We start from the raw sequence: 17752 nt of genomic DNA on the forward strand, positions 1-17752 counted from the left end.
CGATGAGACGTTCCCTCCCGTTAGCCCTCGCCGCGGTCCTGGTCGCCGGCCTCGGCGCCGCCGCCGTGCCGTCGTCCGCCGCGCCCCGCCCGAAGCCGCACCGGGTGGCCGACCTGGACGTCGCGTGGAAGGCGCCGCTGCGCGCGCAGTCGTCGCGGACCTTCGCCGCCACCGTCCCCGGTGACGTCACCGGCGACGGCCTGGCCGACGCCGTCGTCCGCGACCCCGGCCCGGACAGCGGCAGCCTGCGCCTCTACGCCCACGACGGCAGCGCCGCCGGCACCAACCCGTGGCCGTCGTTCACCGTGACGTCCGGCGACTGGGACTTCGCCGACGTCCTGCAGCTGGCCGACGTCACCGGCGACGGGCTGCTCGACGTCGTCGCCCGCGATCCTGACGTGGGCAACGGCACGCTCTGGATCTACCCGAACGACGGCTCCGGCGGCGACGACCCGTGGCCGACGCGGGTGTCGGCCGGGCGCAACTGGAACACCTACGACCAGATCCTGCTCGGCGACGTCACCGGCGACGGCCGGCCGGACCTGCTCACCCGCGAGCCCGGCGCCGCAGCTGGCACGTTGTGGCTGCACCCGCACAACGGCGCGGCCACCGGGAACCCGTGGACCCGGCCGCGGTACTGGGCTGGCACCGGCTGGAATCTCGCCAACGTCATGACCTCGGCCGACATCACCGGCGACGGCAACGCCGACATCGTGGTGCGCGACGGCGGGGGAGCGCTCTGGGTCTACCCGCACAACGGCAACACCAGCACCAACCCGTACACCTCGCGCTACGGCGCCGGCACCGGCTGGAACCTGGCGACGCTGCTGATCACCGCCGACGCGACCGGCGACGGGCGGCCGGACGTCGTCGCGCGCAACGCCGGCGGCGGGCTGCTGGTGTACCCGCACAACGGCGCGGGCGCCGGGAGCAACCCGTACACCGTCGCCCCGTACTCCGCCGGGACCGGCTGGGACGCGTCCGACGCGCTGCTGGCCGGCGACGTCACCGGCGACGGCCGCGACGACGTGCTCGGCCGGGCGAAGGCGGGCGACCTGTGGGTCTACCCGACGGGCGCCGGCGAGCCGTGGTCGGAGCGGTTCGCGGCCGGTTCGACGTGGGCGTTCGAGAACGCGCTGCTGCTCGGCGACGTCAACGGGGACGGGCGGCCGGACCTGGTGGCGCGGGACCGCGCCGCGACCAACGGCACCCTCTGGGTCTACCCGAACACCGGCGCGACGACGTCGAACCCGTGGACGGCGCCGCGGTACTTCGGCGGGACCGGCTGGAACACCGTCACCCAGCTGGCGCTGGGCGACCTCACCGGCGACGGCTGGCCGGACATCCTGGCCCGTGACCGCCGCGGCGAACTGTGGATCTACCAGCACAACGGCAGTTCGGCGGCGGTGAACCCATGGACCGCGGGGCGCCACTGGGCCGGTAGCGGCTGGACCACCGCGACGACCCTGAAGCTGGCCGACGTCGACGGCGACGGCCGCCCCGACCTCGTCGACCACGAGCAGGACGGCACGCTGTGGGTCTACCCGACCAACGGCGCGGCGCCGATCCGGATCGGCGGCGACTGGTCGGTCGCGGACGTGCTCGCCACCGGCGACGTCACCGGTGACGGCCGTCCCGACCTCGTCAGCCGCGACGCCGCCGGCGACCTGTGGCTGCACCCGCACGACGGCTCGACGACGTCCGACCCGTGGACGACCCGCGAGCCGGCCGGCGCCGGCTTCGACTGGGCCTCGGCGCTGCTGCTCTGACCCACGCACGACGACGGCCGGCCGGCGCCCTGCCTCGAGGAGGGCGCCGACCGGCCGTCGGTGTCTGTGCCGGTTACTTGTCCGAGCCGGGGTCGTCGACCAGTTCGGCGTCGACGACGTCGTCGGACTTGCTGGAGCCGCCGACCGCGGGGGTCGGGTCGACCGGGGCCAGGCCGCCCAGCAGGCTACGCAGCTGGCTGAGGTGCGCGGTGATGCTGTCGCGCTGGCGGTTCAGCTCGGCCACCTCGCGCTTGGCAGCGGTCAGCGTGGACGTCGCCTCGGACTTGGCCTCGCCGACGGTGTTCTCGGCGTGCGCCTTGGCCTCGGCGACCAGCTGCTCGGCGTTGCGCTTGGCGCCGGCCACCAGGGCCTTGGCCTGCTCGTCGGCCTCGCGGCGGACCTTCTCGGCGCGCTCGTGCGCGGCGGCCGCACGGGCCTCGGCGTCGGTGGCGCGGTTCTCGGCGTCGTGCACCAGCTTCTGCGTCTCGGCGACGGACGCCTCGTACCGCTCGTTGATCTCGCGCTCGAGCTCTTCGCGCTTGGCGACCAGGCGCAGCTCGTGCTCGGTGTTCTCCTTCTCGGCCTTCAGCTGCGCCTCGTCGAGGATCGCCTGGGCCTTGGCGCGCATGGCCTCGGCCTCGCGCTTGGCGGTGGTGCGCTGGTCGTCGACCTCGCGCTTCGCCGTGGCGCGCAGCTCGGTGACCTCGCGCTCGGCGACCGCACGCAGACGGCTCAGCTCGCGCTCGGCCTGCGCCCGGCGCTCGCTGGTCTCGTGCTCGATGGCCGAGCGGACCTTGGCGGCCTCGCGCTTGGCGGTCTCGACGAGGTTCGAGGCCTCGCGGTTGGCGGCCGAGCGGACCTCCTCGGCCTCGATGCGGGCCTCGTCGATGAGCTCGTCGGCGGACCGCTTGGCGTTGGCCTGCAGCTCGCTGGCCTCGTTCTCGGCCGCGGTGCGCAGCTCGGTGGCGATGACCTGCGCCTCGGCGCGGGTCTCGCTGGCCTCGGCGTCGGCCTGGGCGATGAGCTCGCTGGCCTGCTCTTCGGCGAGACGCAGCAGCTGCTCGATGCGGGCGCCGAGGCCGGAGTAGGTCGGCCGCTCGACCTCGCGGAGCTCGGTGCTGGCCTCGGCCAGCTCCTGGCGGAGCCGGACGACCTGCTTGTCGAGATCGTTGGCGCGGCCGCGCGTCTGCGCGAGCGTCGCCTCCAGTTGCCGTACGTGCTGCTCGACCTGGACACGGTCGTAGCCACGCATCGCGATCGTGAACCCGCCCGTCGGCGAGCCGTCGAAGATCGACAGGCCGTCCGCGCCCGTCTCCCTGACCGCCACTTCCCTTACCTCGCTCATGTTCTCCCTCATCGGGGGTGCCACCCCGCGGGGCAGGCACACGTCATTGGTAGTCGAAATCCGTCGAGGTGCTTGCCCGGGTCTTCCCCGTCACGGACGCCGAGCCCCTCAGATAGCAACGCAGAGTACTCCGAAACTGCGTCGGTGCCGATGGCGGTGGAGCGTCCGCACACCGCGGGCTGACGGCTTCGAGGGTTCGGTGGGGGTGGTCGGGCTGGGGCATCCCTCCGGAGGTCGACATCTGGCCTCCAAGGTGGACACGTTAGTTGTCCAAATGCGAACTCACCACCGGTTGGGGCAGATCCGCCGAATTCTCGTCCGGCCGTCTCAGCGCCGTAATGTTCAGGCATGGGGCTGTTCACGACGATCGACCACGTCGGGGTGGCCGTCGCCGACCTCGACGCCGCCGTCGAGTGGTACCGCGAGCACTTCGGCATGGTGCTCGAGCACGAGGAGCGCAACGAGGAACAAGGTGTGCGCGAGGCGATGCTGCGGGTGTCCGACGGCGACGACGGGCCGCGGCTGCAACTGCTGGCGCCGCTGACACCCGACTCCGCCATCGCGCGGTTCCTCGACACCCGCGGGCCCGGCATCCAGCAGCTGGCCTACCGCGTCGACGACGTCGAGGCGGCGGCCGCGACGCTGCGTGAGCGAGGGCTGCGGCTGCTCTACGACACCGCCCGCCGCGGCACGTCCGGGTCGCTGGTGAACTTCGTGCACCCGAAGGACGCCGGCGGGGTGCTCGTCGAGTTGGTCCAGTTAGGCTCGAAGCAAGCGGAGTGACCTGAGTCGAGGAGGACGCATGGCCGTCATCGCCGGTGGAGCACGTACGCCGATCGGGAAGCTGCTGGGCTCGCTGTCCGGGTTCTCCGGCGCCAACCTCGGCGGGCTCGCCATCGAGGCGGCGCTGGCGCGCTCCGGCGTCGCTCCGAGCCAGGTCGACTACGTCATCATGGGCCAGGTGCTGCAGGCCGGCGCCGGCCAGATCCCGGCCCGCCAGGCCGCGGTCAAGGGCGGCATCCCGATGACCGTGCCCGCGCTCACCGTCAACAAGGTGTGCCTGTCCGGGCTCGACGCCATCGCGCTGGCGGCGCAGCTGATCAAGGCCGGCGAGTTCGACGTCGTCGTCGCCGGCGGCATGGAGTCCATGACGAACGCGCCGCACCTGCTGCCGAAGTCGCGGCAGGGCTACAAGTTCGGCGACGTCACGCTGCTCGACCACATGCAGTACGACGGCCTGTACGACGTCTTCACCGAGCAGGCCATGGGCGCGCTGACGGAGACGGCGAACCGCACGCTGACCCGTGAGGAGCAGGACGAGTTCGCCGCCGCGTCGCACCAGCGGGCGGCCGCCGCCTGGAAGAACGGCGTGTTCGACGACGAGGTCGTGCCGGTCGAGGTGCCGCAGCGCAAGGGCGACCCTGTCGTCTTCGGCCGCGACGAAGGCATCCGCGCCGACACCACGGCCGAGACGCTGGCCCGGCTGAAGCCGAGCTTCCGGCCCGACGGCACCATCACCGCCGGCTCGGCGTCCCAGCTGTCCGACGGCGCCGCCGCGGTTGTCGTCATGAGCGAGGAGAAGGCGGCCGAGCTGGGCGTCACGCCGCTCGCGACCATCGGCGCGCACGGCGTCGTCGCCGGCCCCGACTCCACGCTGCAGAGCCAGCCGGCCAACGCCATCCGGGCCGCGTGCGCCAAGGAGGGCATCGACCCGGCCGGCCTCGACGTCGTCGAGATCAACGAGGCGTTCGCGGCCGTCGGCATCGCCAGCACCCGCGAGCTGGGCGTCGACCCCGCGAAGGTCAACGTCAACGGCGGCGCCATCGCCATGGGCCACCCCATCGGCATGTCCGGCGCCCGGCTGGTGCTGCACCTGGCGCTCGAGCTGGGCCGTCGCGGCGGCGGCGTGGGCGCGGCGGGGCTGTGCGGAGGCGGCGGCCAGGGCGACGCGCTGGTGCTGCGGGTGCCGTGACACCGCCCCTGGCCGGGGCCGGCCTGGTCGAGCGGGCGGCCGGCGGCGACCCCCGCGCCGTCGCCCGGCTGGTCACGCTGGTCGAGAACGGCGCGCCCGACCTGCGCGAGCTGACCGCCGAGCTCGTCGCGCACGCCGGTTCCGCGGCCGTCGTCGGCATCACCGGGTCGCCCGGCGTCGGCAAGTCCACCGTCACGTCGGCGCTGGTCGGGGCGTACCGCGCGCAGGGCCTGCGGGTCGGCGTGCTGGCCGTCGACCCGTCCTCCCCGTTCACCGGCGGCGCGCTGCTCGGCGACCGCGTGCGCATGCAGGACCACGCCACCGACCGCGGCGTGTTCATCCGGTCCATGGCCACGCGCGGGCACCTCGGCGGGCTGGCGTGGGCCACACCGCAGGCGGTGCGCGTGCTCGACGCCGCCGGCTGCGACGTCGTGCTGGTCGAGACCGTCGGTGTCGGGCAGTCCGAGGTCGACGTCGCCGCGCTGGCCGACACCACACTGGTGCTGCTCGCGCCCGGCATGGGCGACGGCGTCCAGGCGGCCAAGGCCGGCATCCTCGAGGTCGGCGACGTGTTCGTCGTCAACAAGGCCGACCGCGACGGCGCCGACCAGGTCGTCCGCGACCTCCGCGGCATGGTCCGGCTGGCCGAGCGCGCGCCGGGCGACTGGCGCCAGCCGATCGTCAGCACCGTCGCCGCCCGCGGCGAGGGCATCGACGACGTCGTCGAGGCCATCGCCGCGCACCACACCTGGGCGGCCGGCAGCGGCGAGGCCGAGCGGCGCCGGGTCCGCCGCGCCCGCGACGAGATCGAGGCGATCGCCGTCACCGACCTCCGCCGCCGCTTCGCCGGGGTGCACGGCGACGAACGGCTCGACGACCTCGCCCGCGCCGTGCTGGCCGGCGAGCTGGACCCGTACGCCGCCGCGGAGAAGATCGTCGACGCCGTGTCATGATCCGGCGTGGCGCTGGGGACTTTGGCCCAACGTGAGGTACAAAGTCAGGAAGCAGCGCGCGTGGCGGGCCTCGTCCGCGTGCCCCGGTACGAAAGGATGATGCAGTGAGGAAAGCGCTCATCATCCTGGGTATCGCGTTTCTGGTGTACTTCGTGCTGACCGAGCCCGAGGGCCTGGCCGACCTGCTCGGCGAGATCGGCAACGGCATCGCCGACTTCTTCGACGCCGTGATGACCTTCTTCACCGAGTTGTTCTGAGCCCGGCGCCATGTGGACGCCCAGGAGGACGGTCGACGGGCTGACCGACGGGTTCGTCCGGTGGCTCGACCGCGTCGCCGAGGACGGCCTGATCAGGCTGTTCTGGCGCAACTTCACGTCCTGGTTCGGGCACCGGCTGGTCAAGCGCAAGCTGGTGGCCGGCGAAGAGATCGTCGCCGAGTGCAAGCACAGCGCCATCCTCTACGGCCTGCCGGCGCTGGCCGCGCTGGGCGGCGTGCTGCTGCTCGTCGTCGCGCCGTTCATGCAGGCCCGCACCGCCTGGCTGCCCCTGGCCGGCGCGGCCGGGCTGCTCGGGTACGCGCTGATCAAGTCGTTGTACATCGCCCGCGACCGCTTCGTCGTCACCGACTCCCGGGTGTTCCGCGTGTGGGGGCTGTTCTCCCTCAACGAGGCCGAGATGGAGATCGTCCGGCTGCTCGACATCACCGTCGTGCGGCCGTGGTGGCTGCGGCCGTTCCGTTCCGGCCACCTGGTGCTCGAGAACGCCGCCCAGGAACAGGGCGTGCGCGACATCCACTTCATCCCGCGGCCCAACGACGTCGCCCGGGTCATCCACGCGCTGCGGCGCGAGGCCACCGGCGCGTCGGCGCCCGCGGCCGAGGAGCCCAAGAAGAAGAACCCGCGGCGGCCGGACCATCCGCGCAACCCGGGACCGGCCACCGCCCGCCGCCGCCAGGGCGTCTACTAGGTTGGGTGCCCATGGCCGAGCCATTGGACCTGGATTTCGACCCGATCGAGCGCGCCGCGTCGATCTGGCGGGAGCGGTTCGGCCCGTCCGAGGCCATGGCCGCCGCCACGTCGATCATGCGGGTGCAGCAGCTGCTGATCGGTGAGTTCGACCGCATCTGCCGGCCCTACGGCCTCACCTTCGCCCGCTACGAGGCGCTCGTGCTGCTCAGCTTCAGCCGCACCGGTGCGCTGCCGATGGCGAAGATCGGCGAGCGGCTCATGGTGCATCCCACCAGCGTCACCAACACCATCCAGCGGCTCGAGGGCGCCGGCTTCGTCACCCGCGAACCCAACCCGCGCGACGGCCGCGGCACGCTGGCCCGCATCACGCAGTCCGGCCGCGATGCCGTCGGCCGCGTCACCACCGAGTTGATGGAGGCCGAGTTCGGCCTGCGCGCCCTCGGCGGCGACGACCGCAAGCAGGTGTTCGACATCCTGCGCGGGCTGCGCGTGGCGGCCGGCGACTTCAGCGACTGATCGCGCTGAAGCCGTCGAGGTAGTCGTCGGTGTCGATGCCGAGCAGGTGCCGCTGGGCGACGAAGCCGATCATGACGCCGTACATCGTGCGGGCGACCTGCTGGCTGTCGGCGTCGGCGGCGAGGTAGCCGGCCTCGCGCCAGCGGTCGGCCAGCTCGGCCCACAGGCCGATGATGCGGTCGGCGATGGTGGTGACGATGCCGCGGATCTCCATGTCGCGGACCGCCTCGGACCACACGTGCAGCGCCATCTTCGTGCGGTCGACCTCGCCGGCGGTGACGTGCTCGGTGATGTGGACGAGGGCGCGTCGCAACGCCTCGTCCGGCCGGGGGACCGGATCTTCGCCCAGCAGCTCCTGGAACGCGTCCTCGGCGGTGCCCGCGATGCCCTCGGCCGTCGTGCGCACGAGGTCGGCCTTGCTGGGGAAGTACCGGTACACAGCGCCGGCGGACAAGCCCGACTCGGCGAAGACGTCCTGCATGGACGTGGCGTGGAAGCCCTGGCGGCTGAAGCAGCGCCAGGCGGCTTCGAGGATCTGCAGACGCCGGGCGGCGAGGTGGGCTTCGGAGACACGGGGCATGCCCCCATCGTAAAACGAACGATCGTTCTTGACACCTCGGCGGTTCTGGGAGGAGAGTGGTGCCATTGGAGAACGGTCGTTCGTTTTAGCTTGTTGGAGGAACCATGCGCAGGGTCATCGGCATCGCGCTGGGCCTGTCCATCGCCATCGGAGTTCTGGTCACCGCGTTCGTGTGGCCAAGTTCGGAGATCGCGCCACGCGACGTGCCCATCGCCGTCGCCGGGCCACCCGAGGCGGTCGCCGCGGTGTCCGAGCAACTCGACGAGGCGGTGCCGGACGGCTTCTCGGTCGACGCCGTGTCGTCGGAGGAGGAGGCGCGGTCCGCCATCGCCGACCGGGATGTGTACGGGGCGATCGTCCTGTCGCCGTCCGGCCCGCCGTCCGTCGTGACCGCCTCCGCCGCCAGTCCCGTCGTGGCGCAACTCCTGGAGAGCGTGGCCAGGTCGATGGCGGCCTCGTCCGGGTCGTCGTCCGGGCCGGTGATCGAGGATGCCGCGCCGCTGCCGTCCGACGACGCGCGCGGCACCGGATTCAGTGCGGGCGCGCTGCCCATGGTGTTCGGTGGTATCGCGATCGGCGCCGCGATGAGCTTCGTCGTCTCCGGGGTCTGGCGCCGGGTGGCCGGTGCGACCATGGCGGCGATCGGCGGCGGAGCGATGGCCGTGCTGGTCATGCAGAGCTGGCTCGGCGTGCTCGACGGCAACTGGTTCGCGAACGCGGGTGTGTACGCGTTGATCCTCGGTGCGACCTCGTTCACGCTGATCGGCTTGAACGCGGCGCTGGGTCACCCTGGAGCGGCGCTCGGTGCCGCGGCCATGCTGCTGCTGGGCAACCCGCTGTCCGGCGTGACGTCGGCGCCGGAGCTGCTGCCGTCCGGGTGGGGGACGCTCGGCCAGTTCCTGCCGCCGGGCGCGGGTGGGACGCTGCTGCGGTCGACGGCCTTCTTCGACGGAGCGGGGGCGCTGCAGCCGGTGCTGGTGCTGTCCGGCTGGGTGGTCGTGGGCCTGCTGCTGGCGGCGGTGGGGGCGCGGCGTGGCGCCCCGGTGGCCTCCGATCCTGTTCCCGTCGGGGAGGCCACGTTCGCCAAGTAGCCTGCCGGGTTGCGCCTGCCCCCTGCTGCTCTCGATTGTCGGGGGCGCGGGCGGCCGCCTCAAGCGGACCTCTTGATGTGGCGCTTCGCGCCGGCGGAGGACCGCTTGACCCGGCCGCCCGCGCCCCCGTTTCAGCAGCGTCAGGGGGCCGGCCGGAAAATGGGCCCGGGCCTCCAGCCCTGCTGGGGTTCGGGTCCGCTGGCCGCTCACTGGTCATCGGGCGTTCCGGCTGCCGGCTCTGATGTGGGTTGCGTCGACCCCTCCCGGCCCGGGTGGGGCCCACCCTACGGGCGGGCACCGACAACGTCGCGCGCAACCGGGCGGTTCGTGTGATCATCCAGGATCCGACCACGTAGAGGGGGTCGGATGCTGGATGATCACGCGGCCGGGGTCAGCGACGGGTCCAGGAGTCGGGGCGTTTCTGCAGTTCGATGACGTGGTCCGGGAGGCGGTCGGCGATGACGTCGGCGACGGTGGTGTGCTCCAGTACCTCGCGCAGGCTGGCCCGGACCGCCACCCACACGCGGGTGAGCGGCTGCGCCGGCCCGGGATAGATGGTGTCCTCGGGCGGCATGCCGCGCACCGCGGCCAGCGGGCCCTCGGTGGCCCGGACGATGTCGGCGAGGGTGATCTCGGCCGGCGGTCTGGTGAGGCGATAACCGCCCGTGGCGCCGCGCTGGGCATCGAGGATGCCGGCCCGGCGCAGGTCGCCGAGGATGGTCTCGAGGAACTTGCCGGGGATGTCCTGCGCCTCCGCCAGCTGCTGCCGGGTGGCCGACGACGGCTGGAGGGAGGCGAGCTGGACCACCGCCCGGACGGCGTAGTCGGCGCGCGCTGTGATGTGCACGAGCCCGATCATCCCACTGCGGGTACGATGGAGCCAGTTACTAGGACGTCCAACTAAAATGGAGACCCCATCATGGATGCCCGTGAGATCGAGGACGGCCGCCGACGCTGGCAGGCCAGGCTCGACGCCGCGGTCGCGGCCGGCAAGGTCCGCGACACCGACTTCACCACGCTGTCCGGCACCGAGGTCGACCCCGTCTACGGGCCGCCCGACGGCGTCGACGATCCCCGGTTCGAGCGCATCGGCTGGCCCGGCGAGTACCCGTTCACCCGCGGCCTCTACCCCACGGGGTATCGCGGGCGGGCGTGGACGATCCGGCAGTTCGCCGGGTTCGGCAACGCGCAGCAGACCAACGAGCGCTACAAGATGATCCTGCGCTCCGGCGGCGGCGGGCTGTCCGTCGCGTTCGACATGCCGACGCTCATGGGCCGCGACTCCGACGACGCGCGCAGCCTCGGCGAGGTCGGCCACTGCGGCGTCGCCATCGACTCCGCGGCCGACATGGACGAGCTGTTCGCCGGCATCCCGCTGGGCGACGTCACCACGTCGATGACGATCAGCGGGCCGGCGGTGCCGATCTTCTGCATGTACGTCGTGGCCGCCGAGCGGCAGGGCGTCGCCGTCGGCGACCTCAACGGCACGCTGCAGACGGACATCTTCAAGGAGTACATCGCGCAGAAGGAGTGGCTGTTCGAGCCCGAGCCGCACCTGCGCCTCATCGGCGACCTCATGGAGTACTGCGCCGAGAACGTGCCCGACTACAAGCCGCTGTCGGTGTCGGGTTACCACATCCGCGAGGCCGGCTCGACGGCCGCGCAGGAGCTCGCGTTCACGCTGGCCGACGGCTTCGGCTACGTGGAGCTGGGGCTGTCGCGCGGTCTCGACGTCGACGTGTTCGCGCCCGGGCTGTCCTTCTTCTTCGACGCCCACGTCGACTTCTTCGAGGAGATCGCCAAGTTCCGCGCCGCCCGCCGCATCTGGGCGCGTTGGATGCGCGACGTCTACGGTGCGACGAGCGAGAAGGCGCAGTGGCTGCGCTTCCACACCCAGACGGCGGGCGTCTCGCTCACCGGGCAGCAGCCGTACAACAACGTCGTCCGGACGGCGGTCGAGGCGCTCGCCGCGGTGCTCGGAGGCACGAACTCGCTGCACACCAACGCCCTCGACGAGGTGCTGGCGCTGCCGACGGAGTCCGCGGCCGAGATCGCCCTGCGCACCCAGCAGGTGCTGATGGAGGAGACCGGCGTCGCCAACGTCGCCGACCCACTCGGCGGCTCGTGGTACGTCGAGGCGCTCACCGACCGCCTCGAGGCCGAGGCCGAGGCGATCTTCGACCGCATCCGCACCATGGGCGAGCGCGACCGCCGCTGGCACGACGCCTACGGCCCGATGACGGCGGGCATCCTGCGCGGCATCGAGGACGGCTGGTTCACCGGCGAGATCGCCGAGTCGGCGTTCCAGCACCAGCAGCGGGTCGAGAAGGGCGACAAACGCGTCGTCGGCGTCAACGTCCACACCGGCAGCGTCACCGGCGAGCTCGACATCCTGCGGGTGTCGCACGAGGTCGAGGACGTCCAGCGCGAGGTGCTGACGAAGCGGCGGGCGGCCCGCGACGACGCCGCCGTGCGGGCCGCGCTGGCCGCCATGGTCGAGGTCGCCCGCACCGACGCGAACATCGTCCCCGCCATGCTCGACGCCGCCCGGGCCGAGGCGACGCTGGGCGAGATCTGCGACGCGCTGCGCGCGGAATGGGGGGTGTACTCCGAGCCCGCCCGGTTCTGACGGGTGGACGGCCCGCCGGTGATCTGTCACCATGCGGGCAACAGCGCTCCGACCAGGGAGGTCGCATGTTGGTGCCGATCCTGCTGGCCGTGATGATCGCCATCCTGCTCGCGCACGCCTATCCGTTGCGCCGCCGCGTCGCCGACGAACCCGCCCGCCCGGCCGCGTCCGCGCCGCTCGTTCCGGTGCCTCGCGCGCACGCCGTCGACGCCCGTCATTGGAACAGCGCCTACTGGGACTGACGGACCCATGTGGCAGCCGGGCGGCTGATCGGTGGAGGATAGGGGGATGAGCTCGCAGAGTTTCAGCCGCCCCGGCGCCGTCGACCTGTCCGCCCTGAACGGCGGCGGGACGCCGCAGCAGGCCACGCCGGGCGCCTCCGGCGGTGGCTACGTCATCGACGTCACCGAGGAGACGTTCCAGTCCGAGGTGCTCACCCGGTCCATGTCCGTGCCCGTCGTCATCGACTTCTGGGCCACCTGGTGCGAGCCCTGCAAGACGCTCTCGCCCATCCTCGAGCGCCTGGCCGCTCAGCACGAGGGCCGGTTCGTCCTCGCCAAGATCGACGTCGACGCCAACCAGGCCATCGCGCAGGCCGCGCAGGTGCAGAGCATCCCCACCGTCGTCGCCGTGCTGCGCGGGCAGCTGGTGCCGATGTTCCAGGGCGCCATCCCCGAGGCGCAGGCCCAGCAGGTCATCGACCAGCTGCTGCAGATGGCCGTCGCCAACGGCGTCGCCGGGCGGGCCGACCCCATTCCGGGCGCCGGCGGCGCCGCCCCGGCCGAGGGTGACGACCCGGTCGAGGAAGAGCCGATCGACCCCCGGTTCGAGGCCGCCTACGACGCCATCAACGCCGGCGACTTCGACAAGGCCGCCCAGGCGTACCAGCAGGTGCTGGCCGAGGCGCCGGCCGACGCCGAGGCGAAGGCCGGACTGGCCCAGGTCGAGCTGCTGCGCCGCACGGCGGGCGCCGACCCGGCCGGGGCGCTCGCGGCCGCCGACGCCGACCCCGCCGACGTCGGCGCGCAGCTGCTGGCCGCCGACATCGAGGTCGTGTCGGGCCGGGTCGACCAGGCGTTCGACCGCCTCATCGGCACCATCCGGCGCGTCTTCGGCGACGACCGCGAGCAGGTCCGCGCCCGCGTCGTCGAGCTGTTCGACATCGTCGGCAGCGCCGACCCGCGCGTCGTCAAGGCGCGGTCGGCGCTGGCCAGCGCGCTGTTCTAGATGCTCGGCGGCAGCGGGCCGGTGAACACGTCACCGAGCCCGCGGCCGCCGCCGAACGTCAGCCCGGTGATCAGCGTGCCGGTCGCGTCGAGGTAGAGGTTCGCCTCGTCCCACTCGTCCGCGCCGTCGCGTTCCGGCGTGCCGAACTGAGTGCGCTCGCGCACCTTGCCGCGGCTGCCGAGCGTGCTGACGACGACGTCCACGCCGCCCGCGCTGACGCCGACGCGGCCGTCGGTGTGTCCGGCGACGGTGACGGTGCCGTTCGTCCCGACGTGTACGGCGGCCGCGCGGTCGTCGCCGCCGGTGCCGTCCTGGGTGATCCAGCGGGCCCTGCCCGACGACGTGACGGCGACGGCGAGCTGGTCGTTGCCGCCGGCGCTGGTGGCCCCGAGCGTCCCGCCGGTGTGGCCGACCGCGACCACGCCCTGCGTCGGCAGCGGTGCGAGCGCGCTGAACTGGTCGCTCTCGGCCGTGCCGAACTGGCTGAGCCAGTCCTGCGTCCCGGCGTCGGTGAACCGGGCCACCCACGCGTCCAGGCCACCGTGCGCCGTCGCACCGGGCATCGCCTGTGAGGTGACCCCGGCGACGTAGACGCGGCGGTCGGCGCCGATCGTGACGGCCAGCGCCTTGTCCTCGCCGGGGCCGCCGAGCTGGCGGGTCCAGAGCAGCTCGCCGTTCGCGTCGAACCGGGCCAGCAGCGCGTCCTTGTCGCCGGCGTTCGGTGTGCCGCCGACGCTGCCGCTGGTGTAGCCGGCGACGTAGAGCCCGCCGTCCGGCGCGGGGACGCTGGCGTAGGCGCGGTCGGCCGCGGCCGGGTCGCCGAATCGCGTCAGCCAGACCGTCTCGCCGGTGGCCGTGTCGCCGGCAGCCGTCTCGCCGGTGGCCGTCACCCGCGCGCCGAACGCGTCGCCGCCGGAGTAGCCGGCCGTATAGAGGTCGCCGTACGGTCCGGTGTGCAGGCCGTAGACCCGGCCGGTCTCGGCGAGCCGCAGTGTCCAGCCGTCGTCGCTGCTGAGGGCGGGTCCGGCGCCGCCCTCGTTGACCGCGGCGACGGTGCCGCCGTTCGCCGTGATCGCGACGCCGCCCGCGCGGTCGTCCCCGCCGGTGCCGGTGATGACGCCGGGCAGCGGGATCGGGTCGGTGGTGCGCAACCGCCCGGCGACGTCGGCGAGACCGTCGCGGAACGCCGGGCGCCAGACGTCCCAGTCGTGCCCGCCGTCGAGCACGCGCAGCTCAGCCGTCACACCGTCGACCCGCCTCGCCGCGTTGTACAGCCGGGCGGACTCGAAGTCGATGTCGTGCTGGGCGTCCTCGGGCGCCGGGTTCGCCCACTCGTCGTCACCGACCGCGATGAACAGGTGCGTCGGCAGTTCCGGGTCCGCCGTCTGCAGCAGGGCCGGGTAGTTGAGCTCGGTGTACCGGGCGTCGTCGAAGAGCGCGTCGCCGCGGCCGAAGCCCCCGAACTCGCGCGCCGACGAGTCGGCCGGCGGCAGCGGCACGTAGACGGCCGGGCTGAGCACCAGGCCGGCGGCGAAGACGTCCTGGTGGGCGAGGGCGTAGCGGAGCGCGCCGTAGCCGCCCATCGAGTACCCGCCGACGGCCCTTGCGTTCCGATCCGCAACGGTTCGATACGTCGCGTCGACGTGCGCCACAAGGTCGTGCGTGATCGCCGTCTCGACGGCCGCACCGCCGGTGTGCAGGGAGTCGACGTACCAGTTGCCGCGGTCGCTCCACGGCGCGTCCGGCATGACCGCGATCAGCGGCGGCACGTCGCCGTCGGCGATCAGGCGGTCGAGGTCGGCGGTCACCTGCTGCCAGGCGGCCATCGTGTCGCCGCGGCCGTGCAGCAGGTAGATCGTGGCGTACTCGTCGTCGCCGTCCTCGTAGCCGGCGGGCAGGTAGGCGGCGTACTCGACGGGGGCGCCGGCCGCGCCCGCCGGCGCCGTCCCCGTCACGACGGTGCCCTGCGCCGCGGATGCCTCGGTGGTGGCGTTGGTGGCCTGTGCCGGGCGTGCGTCCGTGGCGGTGGTGTCGGACTCCGGCTCCGATCCTGACGTCGCGACGTGCAGGGCTGCGAGCAGCAACGATGCCGCTGCTACCGCCGTCGCCCGGTTCCATGCCGCCATCCGTCGCTCCTTCGCGCCGTGGGCCGGAAACGTTTCCGTCGATGGCCGCGATGGCCGGCTGCGGCGATTCCGGGAGGTCGGCGCTACTCCAGCACGCCCTCTGCCGGGCCGTCAAGAGTCCGCCGCCGGTCCTTCGCGGCGCACTCGCTCGCCGCCGCCCACCCGGTGCGGCTCCGCCGCCGCCCGTTGATCACGGATCAACGGGGTTCAGCCTGCCTGGGGCCCCTGATTTCTCCATGATCAACTCTTGGTGTGGGACGCAAGGGGCTGGTGAGGCTGCTGTGGTCGACTGGGGCGGCGCGGGCGGGGCAGGTGAGTGGGCGGGCCAGTCGGTGGGGTGGGCTGGCGGGCAGAGTCGCCCGGAGGGTGTGTGAGTCGGCGCCGGCGCGGCGCGGGCGCGGCAGGTGCGTGGGCCCGGGCGGTGCGGGGCGGTTGAGTTGGCGTGGCGGGCGGGTGGCCCGGGTGGCGGGGTTCCGGCAGCTCGGGAGCCGCCGCGGGTCACGGGTTCGTATCGGCGACTTGACGGGACCGGGCGCGGCACGATCCAATGTCCACCACACCCCGGAAACGTTTCCCACCCGTCACCGCAGCACACTCGGAAACGGTTCCGGCCCCGATCCACGAGGAGGTGGACGCACGTGTCGCAGCGCCGTCGGCCGACGATTCATGAGGTGGCCAAGGTCGCCGGGGTCTCGATCTCCTCGGTGTCGCGCGCGCTCAACGGCAACACCTCCAACGCCGACATGGTCGCCCGGGTGAACGCCGCGGTGCGGGAGGTCGGCTACGTCCCGAGCGTGGTCGCGCAGTCGCTGAAGACGCGGCACACGGGGCAGGTCGCGTTCGCGATGGAGGACATCGGCAACGCCGCGTACCTGGAGATGGTTCGCCGCATCCAGCCGACGCTGCGGGACGAGGGCTACCGGCTGCTGCTGCACAGCACCGCCGCCGACGTCGAGGACGAGCTGGGGGTGCTGGCCAGCCTCAGCCAGAACTACGTCGACGGGCTCATCCTGTGCCCGCTGCGCGTCACCGACCGCCACGTCGAGGCGCTGCGCCAGACCGCGGTGCCTGTCGTGGTCATCGGCCTGCTGCCGGACGACGTGCCGGTCGACAACGTGCGGGCCGACTCGCGGGTGGGCGCGCAGCTGGCGGTCGAGCACCTGGCCGAGGCCGGCGCCCGCCGCATCGCGTTCATCGACGGCCCGCTCGACACCGTCCCCGGCCGGGCCCGCTACGACGGCTACCGCAGGGGGCTCGCGGCGGTGGGGCAGGAGGCGGACGACGCGCTGATCCGGTTCACGGACTTCCGGTTCGACGCCGGCCGCGAGACGGCGCGCGAGCTGCTCACCCAGCACCCCGGCATCGACGCGGTGCTGGGCGCCAACGACCTCATCGCGATGGGCGCCCTGCACGCGCTGCGCGAACTCGGCCGCGACGTCCCCGGCGACGTGCGGGTGGTCGGCATGGACGACACCCCGCTGGCCGCCACCAGCTTCCCGCCGCTGTCCAGCGTCTCCCTCGGCTCGGCCGACCGCGGCCGCATCGCCGCGGAACTGCTGCTGCGACGGCTCGACGGCGACGACGCGCCGCCCGAGCGGGTCACCGTCCCGCCGTCGCTGACCGTCCGGGAGAGCAGCCGATGAGCGCCACCGCCACCGCGCGTCGGCCCGCGACCCGGCCCACGGCGCCGAAGCGCAAGAACTTCCTCGGCCTGGACCGCGACGGGCTGCTGCTCGCCGTGCCGGCGCTGATCCCCGTCGTGCTGTTCAGCATGTACCCGCTGCTGCGCGGCATCTACCTCGGCTTCACCGACGCCGAGGCCGGACGCAACAGCGAGACGGCCTTCACCGGCTTCGAGAACTACAGCCAGCTGCTCGGCGACTCGTACTTCTGGGACTCCTTCCGCATCGGGCTGATCTGGGCGTTCGGCGTCACGATCCTGCAGTTCTTCGCCAGCCTCGGCCTCGCGTTGCTGCTCAACCAGAAGCTGCGGCTGCGCTGGCTGGCCCGCACGCTGGCGCTGGTGCCGTGGGCGATGCCGCCGGTCGTCATCGGCATCATGTGGCGGCTGGTGTACCACCCCAACGCCGGCATCCTGAACAGCACGCTCAAGGACCTCGGGATCATCGACTCCAACGTCGAGTGGCTCAGCTCGCTGTCGCTGGCGCTGCCCGCCGTCATCGTCGTCGGCGTGTGGTCCGGCATGCCGCAGACGACGGTGGTGCTGCTGGCCGGCCTGCAGAGCGTCTCCGAGGAGCTGAAGGAAGCGGCCGCGGTCGACGGCGCGGGCCCGTGGCAGCGGTTCCGCAACGTGACGTGGCCGGCGCTGCGCCCCATCGTCACGGCGATGACGACGCTCGACTTCATCTGGAACTTCAACTCCTTCAGCCTCGTGTACGTGCTCACCGAGGGCGGACCCGGCGGCTCGACCCGGCTGCCGATGCTCTTCGCGTACGAGGAGGCGTTCCGCTACGGCAACTACGGCTACGCGGCCGCGCTGGGCAACGCGATGGTGCTGGTGATCGCCGTGTTCGTCGTGATCTACCTGCGACGGCGCTACCGGGAGGAGGGCTGAC

At 72.8% G+C, this 17752-nt stretch carries 17 protein-coding genes; 13 read left to right on the plus strand and 4 right to left on the minus strand.

Annotation, left to right across the window (positions count from 1 at the left end):
- The first annotated feature begins 2 nt into the window (after window positions 1–2).
- Window positions 3–1769 carry an FG-GAP-like repeat-containing protein gene (locus BLU82_RS04140; RefSeq protein ID WP_092615992.1) on the plus strand — a complete coding sequence of 589 codons (1767 nt, stop codon included), beginning with the start codon at window positions 3–5 and terminating at the stop codon, window positions 1767–1769.
- Window positions 1770–1842: 73 nt separating this feature from the next.
- Here BLU82_RS04140 and BLU82_RS04145 read toward each other — a convergent pair whose 3' ends face one another.
- Complete coding sequence (locus BLU82_RS04145; protein ID WP_157740557.1) at window positions 1843–3114, minus strand: cellulose-binding protein; 1272 nt, start codon at window positions 3112–3114, stop codon at window positions 1843–1845.
- Window positions 3115–3462: 348 nt separating this feature from the next.
- Between BLU82_RS04145 and mce the strand changes: the two genes are divergently transcribed.
- From mce to BLU82_RS04170, 6 genes are all read left to right on the plus strand, one after another.
- Window positions 3463–3897: a methylmalonyl-CoA epimerase gene (gene mce / locus BLU82_RS04150; protein ID WP_092615996.1), complete on the plus strand. Its 435-nt coding sequence runs from the start codon at window positions 3463–3465 to the stop codon at window positions 3895–3897.
- Window positions 3898–3916: 19 nt separating this feature from the next.
- Window positions 3917–5086 carry an acetyl-CoA C-acetyltransferase gene (locus BLU82_RS04155; RefSeq protein WP_092615998.1) on the plus strand — a complete coding sequence of 390 codons (1170 nt, stop codon included), beginning with the start codon at window positions 3917–3919 and terminating at the stop codon, window positions 5084–5086.
- A complete protein-coding gene (gene meaB / locus BLU82_RS04160; protein WP_231947705.1) occupies window positions 5083–6039 on the plus strand; it encodes a methylmalonyl Co-A mutase-associated GTPase MeaB in 957 nt (318 codons plus the stop codon). The genes BLU82_RS04155 and meaB overlap by 4 nt, the downstream gene beginning before the upstream one ends.
- Window positions 6040–6143: 104 nt before the next feature.
- On the plus strand, window positions 6144–6296 hold the full coding sequence (locus BLU82_RS33985; protein WP_157574795.1) for a hypothetical protein: 153 nt from the start codon (window positions 6144–6146) through the stop codon (window positions 6294–6296).
- A gap of 10 nt (window positions 6297–6306) precedes the next feature.
- A complete protein-coding gene (locus BLU82_RS04165; RefSeq protein WP_092616000.1) occupies window positions 6307–7005 on the plus strand; it encodes a PH domain-containing protein in 699 nt (232 codons plus the stop codon).
- 11 nt (window positions 7006–7016) lie between these two features.
- Entirely contained in the window at window positions 7017–7523 is a 507-nt protein-coding gene (locus BLU82_RS04170) for a MarR family winged helix-turn-helix transcriptional regulator (protein WP_053205122.1), read from the plus strand.
- On the opposite strand, the gene BLU82_RS04175 is transcribed toward BLU82_RS04170, so the two are convergent.
- Complete coding sequence (locus tag BLU82_RS04175) at window positions 7513–8103, minus strand: TetR/AcrR family transcriptional regulator (RefSeq protein ID WP_157740559.1); 591 nt, start codon at window positions 8101–8103, stop codon at window positions 7513–7515. The genes BLU82_RS04170 and BLU82_RS04175 overlap by 11 nt on opposite strands.
- Before the next feature lie 104 nt (window positions 8104–8207).
- On the opposite strand from BLU82_RS04175, the gene BLU82_RS04180 reads away from it, so the two are divergent.
- Window positions 8208–9194: an ABC transporter permease gene (locus BLU82_RS04180; RefSeq protein ID WP_092616004.1), complete on the plus strand. Its 987-nt coding sequence runs from the start codon at window positions 8208–8210 to the stop codon at window positions 9192–9194.
- A 391-nt stretch (window positions 9195–9585) separates the two neighbouring features.
- On the opposite strand, the gene BLU82_RS04185 is transcribed toward BLU82_RS04180, so the two are convergent.
- The gene (locus BLU82_RS04185) at window positions 9586–10041 is read right to left on the minus strand and encodes an Rrf2 family transcriptional regulator (protein ID WP_092625425.1); all 456 of its coding nucleotides are present in this window, start codon (window positions 10039–10041) and stop codon (window positions 9586–9588) included.
- Between the two features lie 72 nt (window positions 10042–10113).
- Between BLU82_RS04185 and BLU82_RS04190 the strand changes: the two genes are divergently transcribed.
- From BLU82_RS04190 to BLU82_RS04195, 3 genes are all read left to right on the plus strand, one after another.
- The gene (locus BLU82_RS04190; RefSeq protein WP_092616006.1) at window positions 10114–11823 is read left to right on the plus strand and encodes a methylmalonyl-CoA mutase; all 1710 of its coding nucleotides are present in this window, start codon (window positions 10114–10116) and stop codon (window positions 11821–11823) included.
- A gap of 65 nt (window positions 11824–11888) precedes the next feature.
- Window positions 11889–12065, plus strand: a complete 177-nt coding sequence (locus tag BLU82_RS33990; RefSeq protein ID WP_157740561.1) for a hypothetical protein — start codon at window positions 11889–11891, stop codon at window positions 12063–12065.
- A 46-nt stretch (window positions 12066–12111) separates the two neighbouring features.
- Entirely contained in the window at window positions 12112–13050 is a 939-nt protein-coding gene (locus BLU82_RS04195) for a tetratricopeptide repeat protein (protein ID WP_092616009.1), read from the plus strand.
- On the opposite strand, the gene BLU82_RS04200 is transcribed toward BLU82_RS04195, so the two are convergent.
- Window positions 13047–15176: an alpha/beta hydrolase-fold protein gene (locus BLU82_RS04200; RefSeq protein ID WP_092616012.1), complete on the minus strand. Its 2130-nt coding sequence runs from the start codon at window positions 15174–15176 to the stop codon at window positions 13047–13049. The two genes, BLU82_RS04195 and BLU82_RS04200, sit on opposite strands and share 4 nt — an antisense overlap.
- A 671-nt stretch (window positions 15177–15847) precedes the next feature.
- Here BLU82_RS04200 and BLU82_RS04205 point away from each other — a divergent pair.
- Both BLU82_RS04205 and BLU82_RS04210 read left to right on the plus strand, forming a co-directional pair.
- Entirely contained in the window at window positions 15848–16819 is a 972-nt protein-coding gene (locus tag BLU82_RS04205) for a LacI family DNA-binding transcriptional regulator (protein ID WP_197682734.1), read from the plus strand.
- A complete protein-coding gene (locus BLU82_RS04210; protein WP_092616015.1) occupies window positions 16816–17751 on the plus strand; it encodes a carbohydrate ABC transporter permease in 936 nt (311 codons plus the stop codon). Before BLU82_RS04205 ends, BLU82_RS04210 begins: the two co-directional genes overlap by 4 nt.
- The last annotated feature ends 1 nt before the right edge of the window (window position 17752 follow it).

Origin of the sequence: Jiangella sp. DSM 45060, from assembly GCF_900105175.1 — a bacterium.
Classification (GTDB): domain Bacteria; phylum Actinomycetota; class Actinomycetes; order Jiangellales; family Jiangellaceae; genus Jiangella.

What these genes read in the sequence shown, in the direction of transcription:
- BLU82_RS04140 (WP_092615992.1), top strand. Translation starts at nt 3, where the DNA reads ATGAGACGTTCCCTCCCGTTAGCCCTCGCCGCGGTCCTGGTCGCCGGC.
- BLU82_RS04180 (WP_092616004.1), top strand. Translation starts at nt 8,208, where the DNA reads ATGCGCAGGGTCATCGGCATCGCGCTGGGCCTGTCCATCGCCATCGGA.
- BLU82_RS04210 (WP_092616015.1), top strand. Translation starts at nt 16,816, where the DNA reads ATGAGCGCCACCGCCACCGCGCGTCGGCCCGCGACCCGGCCCACGGCG.
- BLU82_RS04175 (WP_157740559.1), bottom strand. Translation starts at nt 8,103, where the DNA reads ATGCCCCGTGTCTCCGAAGCCCACCTCGCCGCCCGGCGTCTGCAGATC.
- BLU82_RS04165 (WP_092616000.1), top strand. Translation starts at nt 6,307, where the DNA reads ATGTGGACGCCCAGGAGGACGGTCGACGGGCTGACCGACGGGTTCGTC.
- BLU82_RS04195 (WP_092616009.1), top strand. Translation starts at nt 12,112, where the DNA reads ATGAGCTCGCAGAGTTTCAGCCGCCCCGGCGCCGTCGACCTGTCCGCC.
- BLU82_RS04200 (WP_092616012.1), bottom strand. Translation starts at nt 15,176, where the DNA reads ATGGCGGCATGGAACCGGGCGACGGCGGTAGCAGCGGCATCGTTGCTG.
- mce (WP_092615996.1), top strand. Translation starts at nt 3,463, where the DNA reads ATGGGGCTGTTCACGACGATCGACCACGTCGGGGTGGCCGTCGCCGAC.
- BLU82_RS04190 (WP_092616006.1), top strand. Translation starts at nt 10,114, where the DNA reads ATGGATGCCCGTGAGATCGAGGACGGCCGCCGACGCTGGCAGGCCAGG.
- BLU82_RS04170 (WP_053205122.1), top strand. Translation starts at nt 7,017, where the DNA reads ATGGCCGAGCCATTGGACCTGGATTTCGACCCGATCGAGCGCGCCGCG.
- BLU82_RS04145 (WP_157740557.1), bottom strand. Translation starts at nt 3,114, where the DNA reads ATGAGCGAGGTAAGGGAAGTGGCGGTCAGGGAGACGGGCGCGGACGGC.
- BLU82_RS33990 (WP_157740561.1), top strand. Translation starts at nt 11,889, where the DNA reads ATGTTGGTGCCGATCCTGCTGGCCGTGATGATCGCCATCCTGCTCGCG.
- BLU82_RS04155 (WP_092615998.1), top strand. Translation starts at nt 3,917, where the DNA reads ATGGCCGTCATCGCCGGTGGAGCACGTACGCCGATCGGGAAGCTGCTG.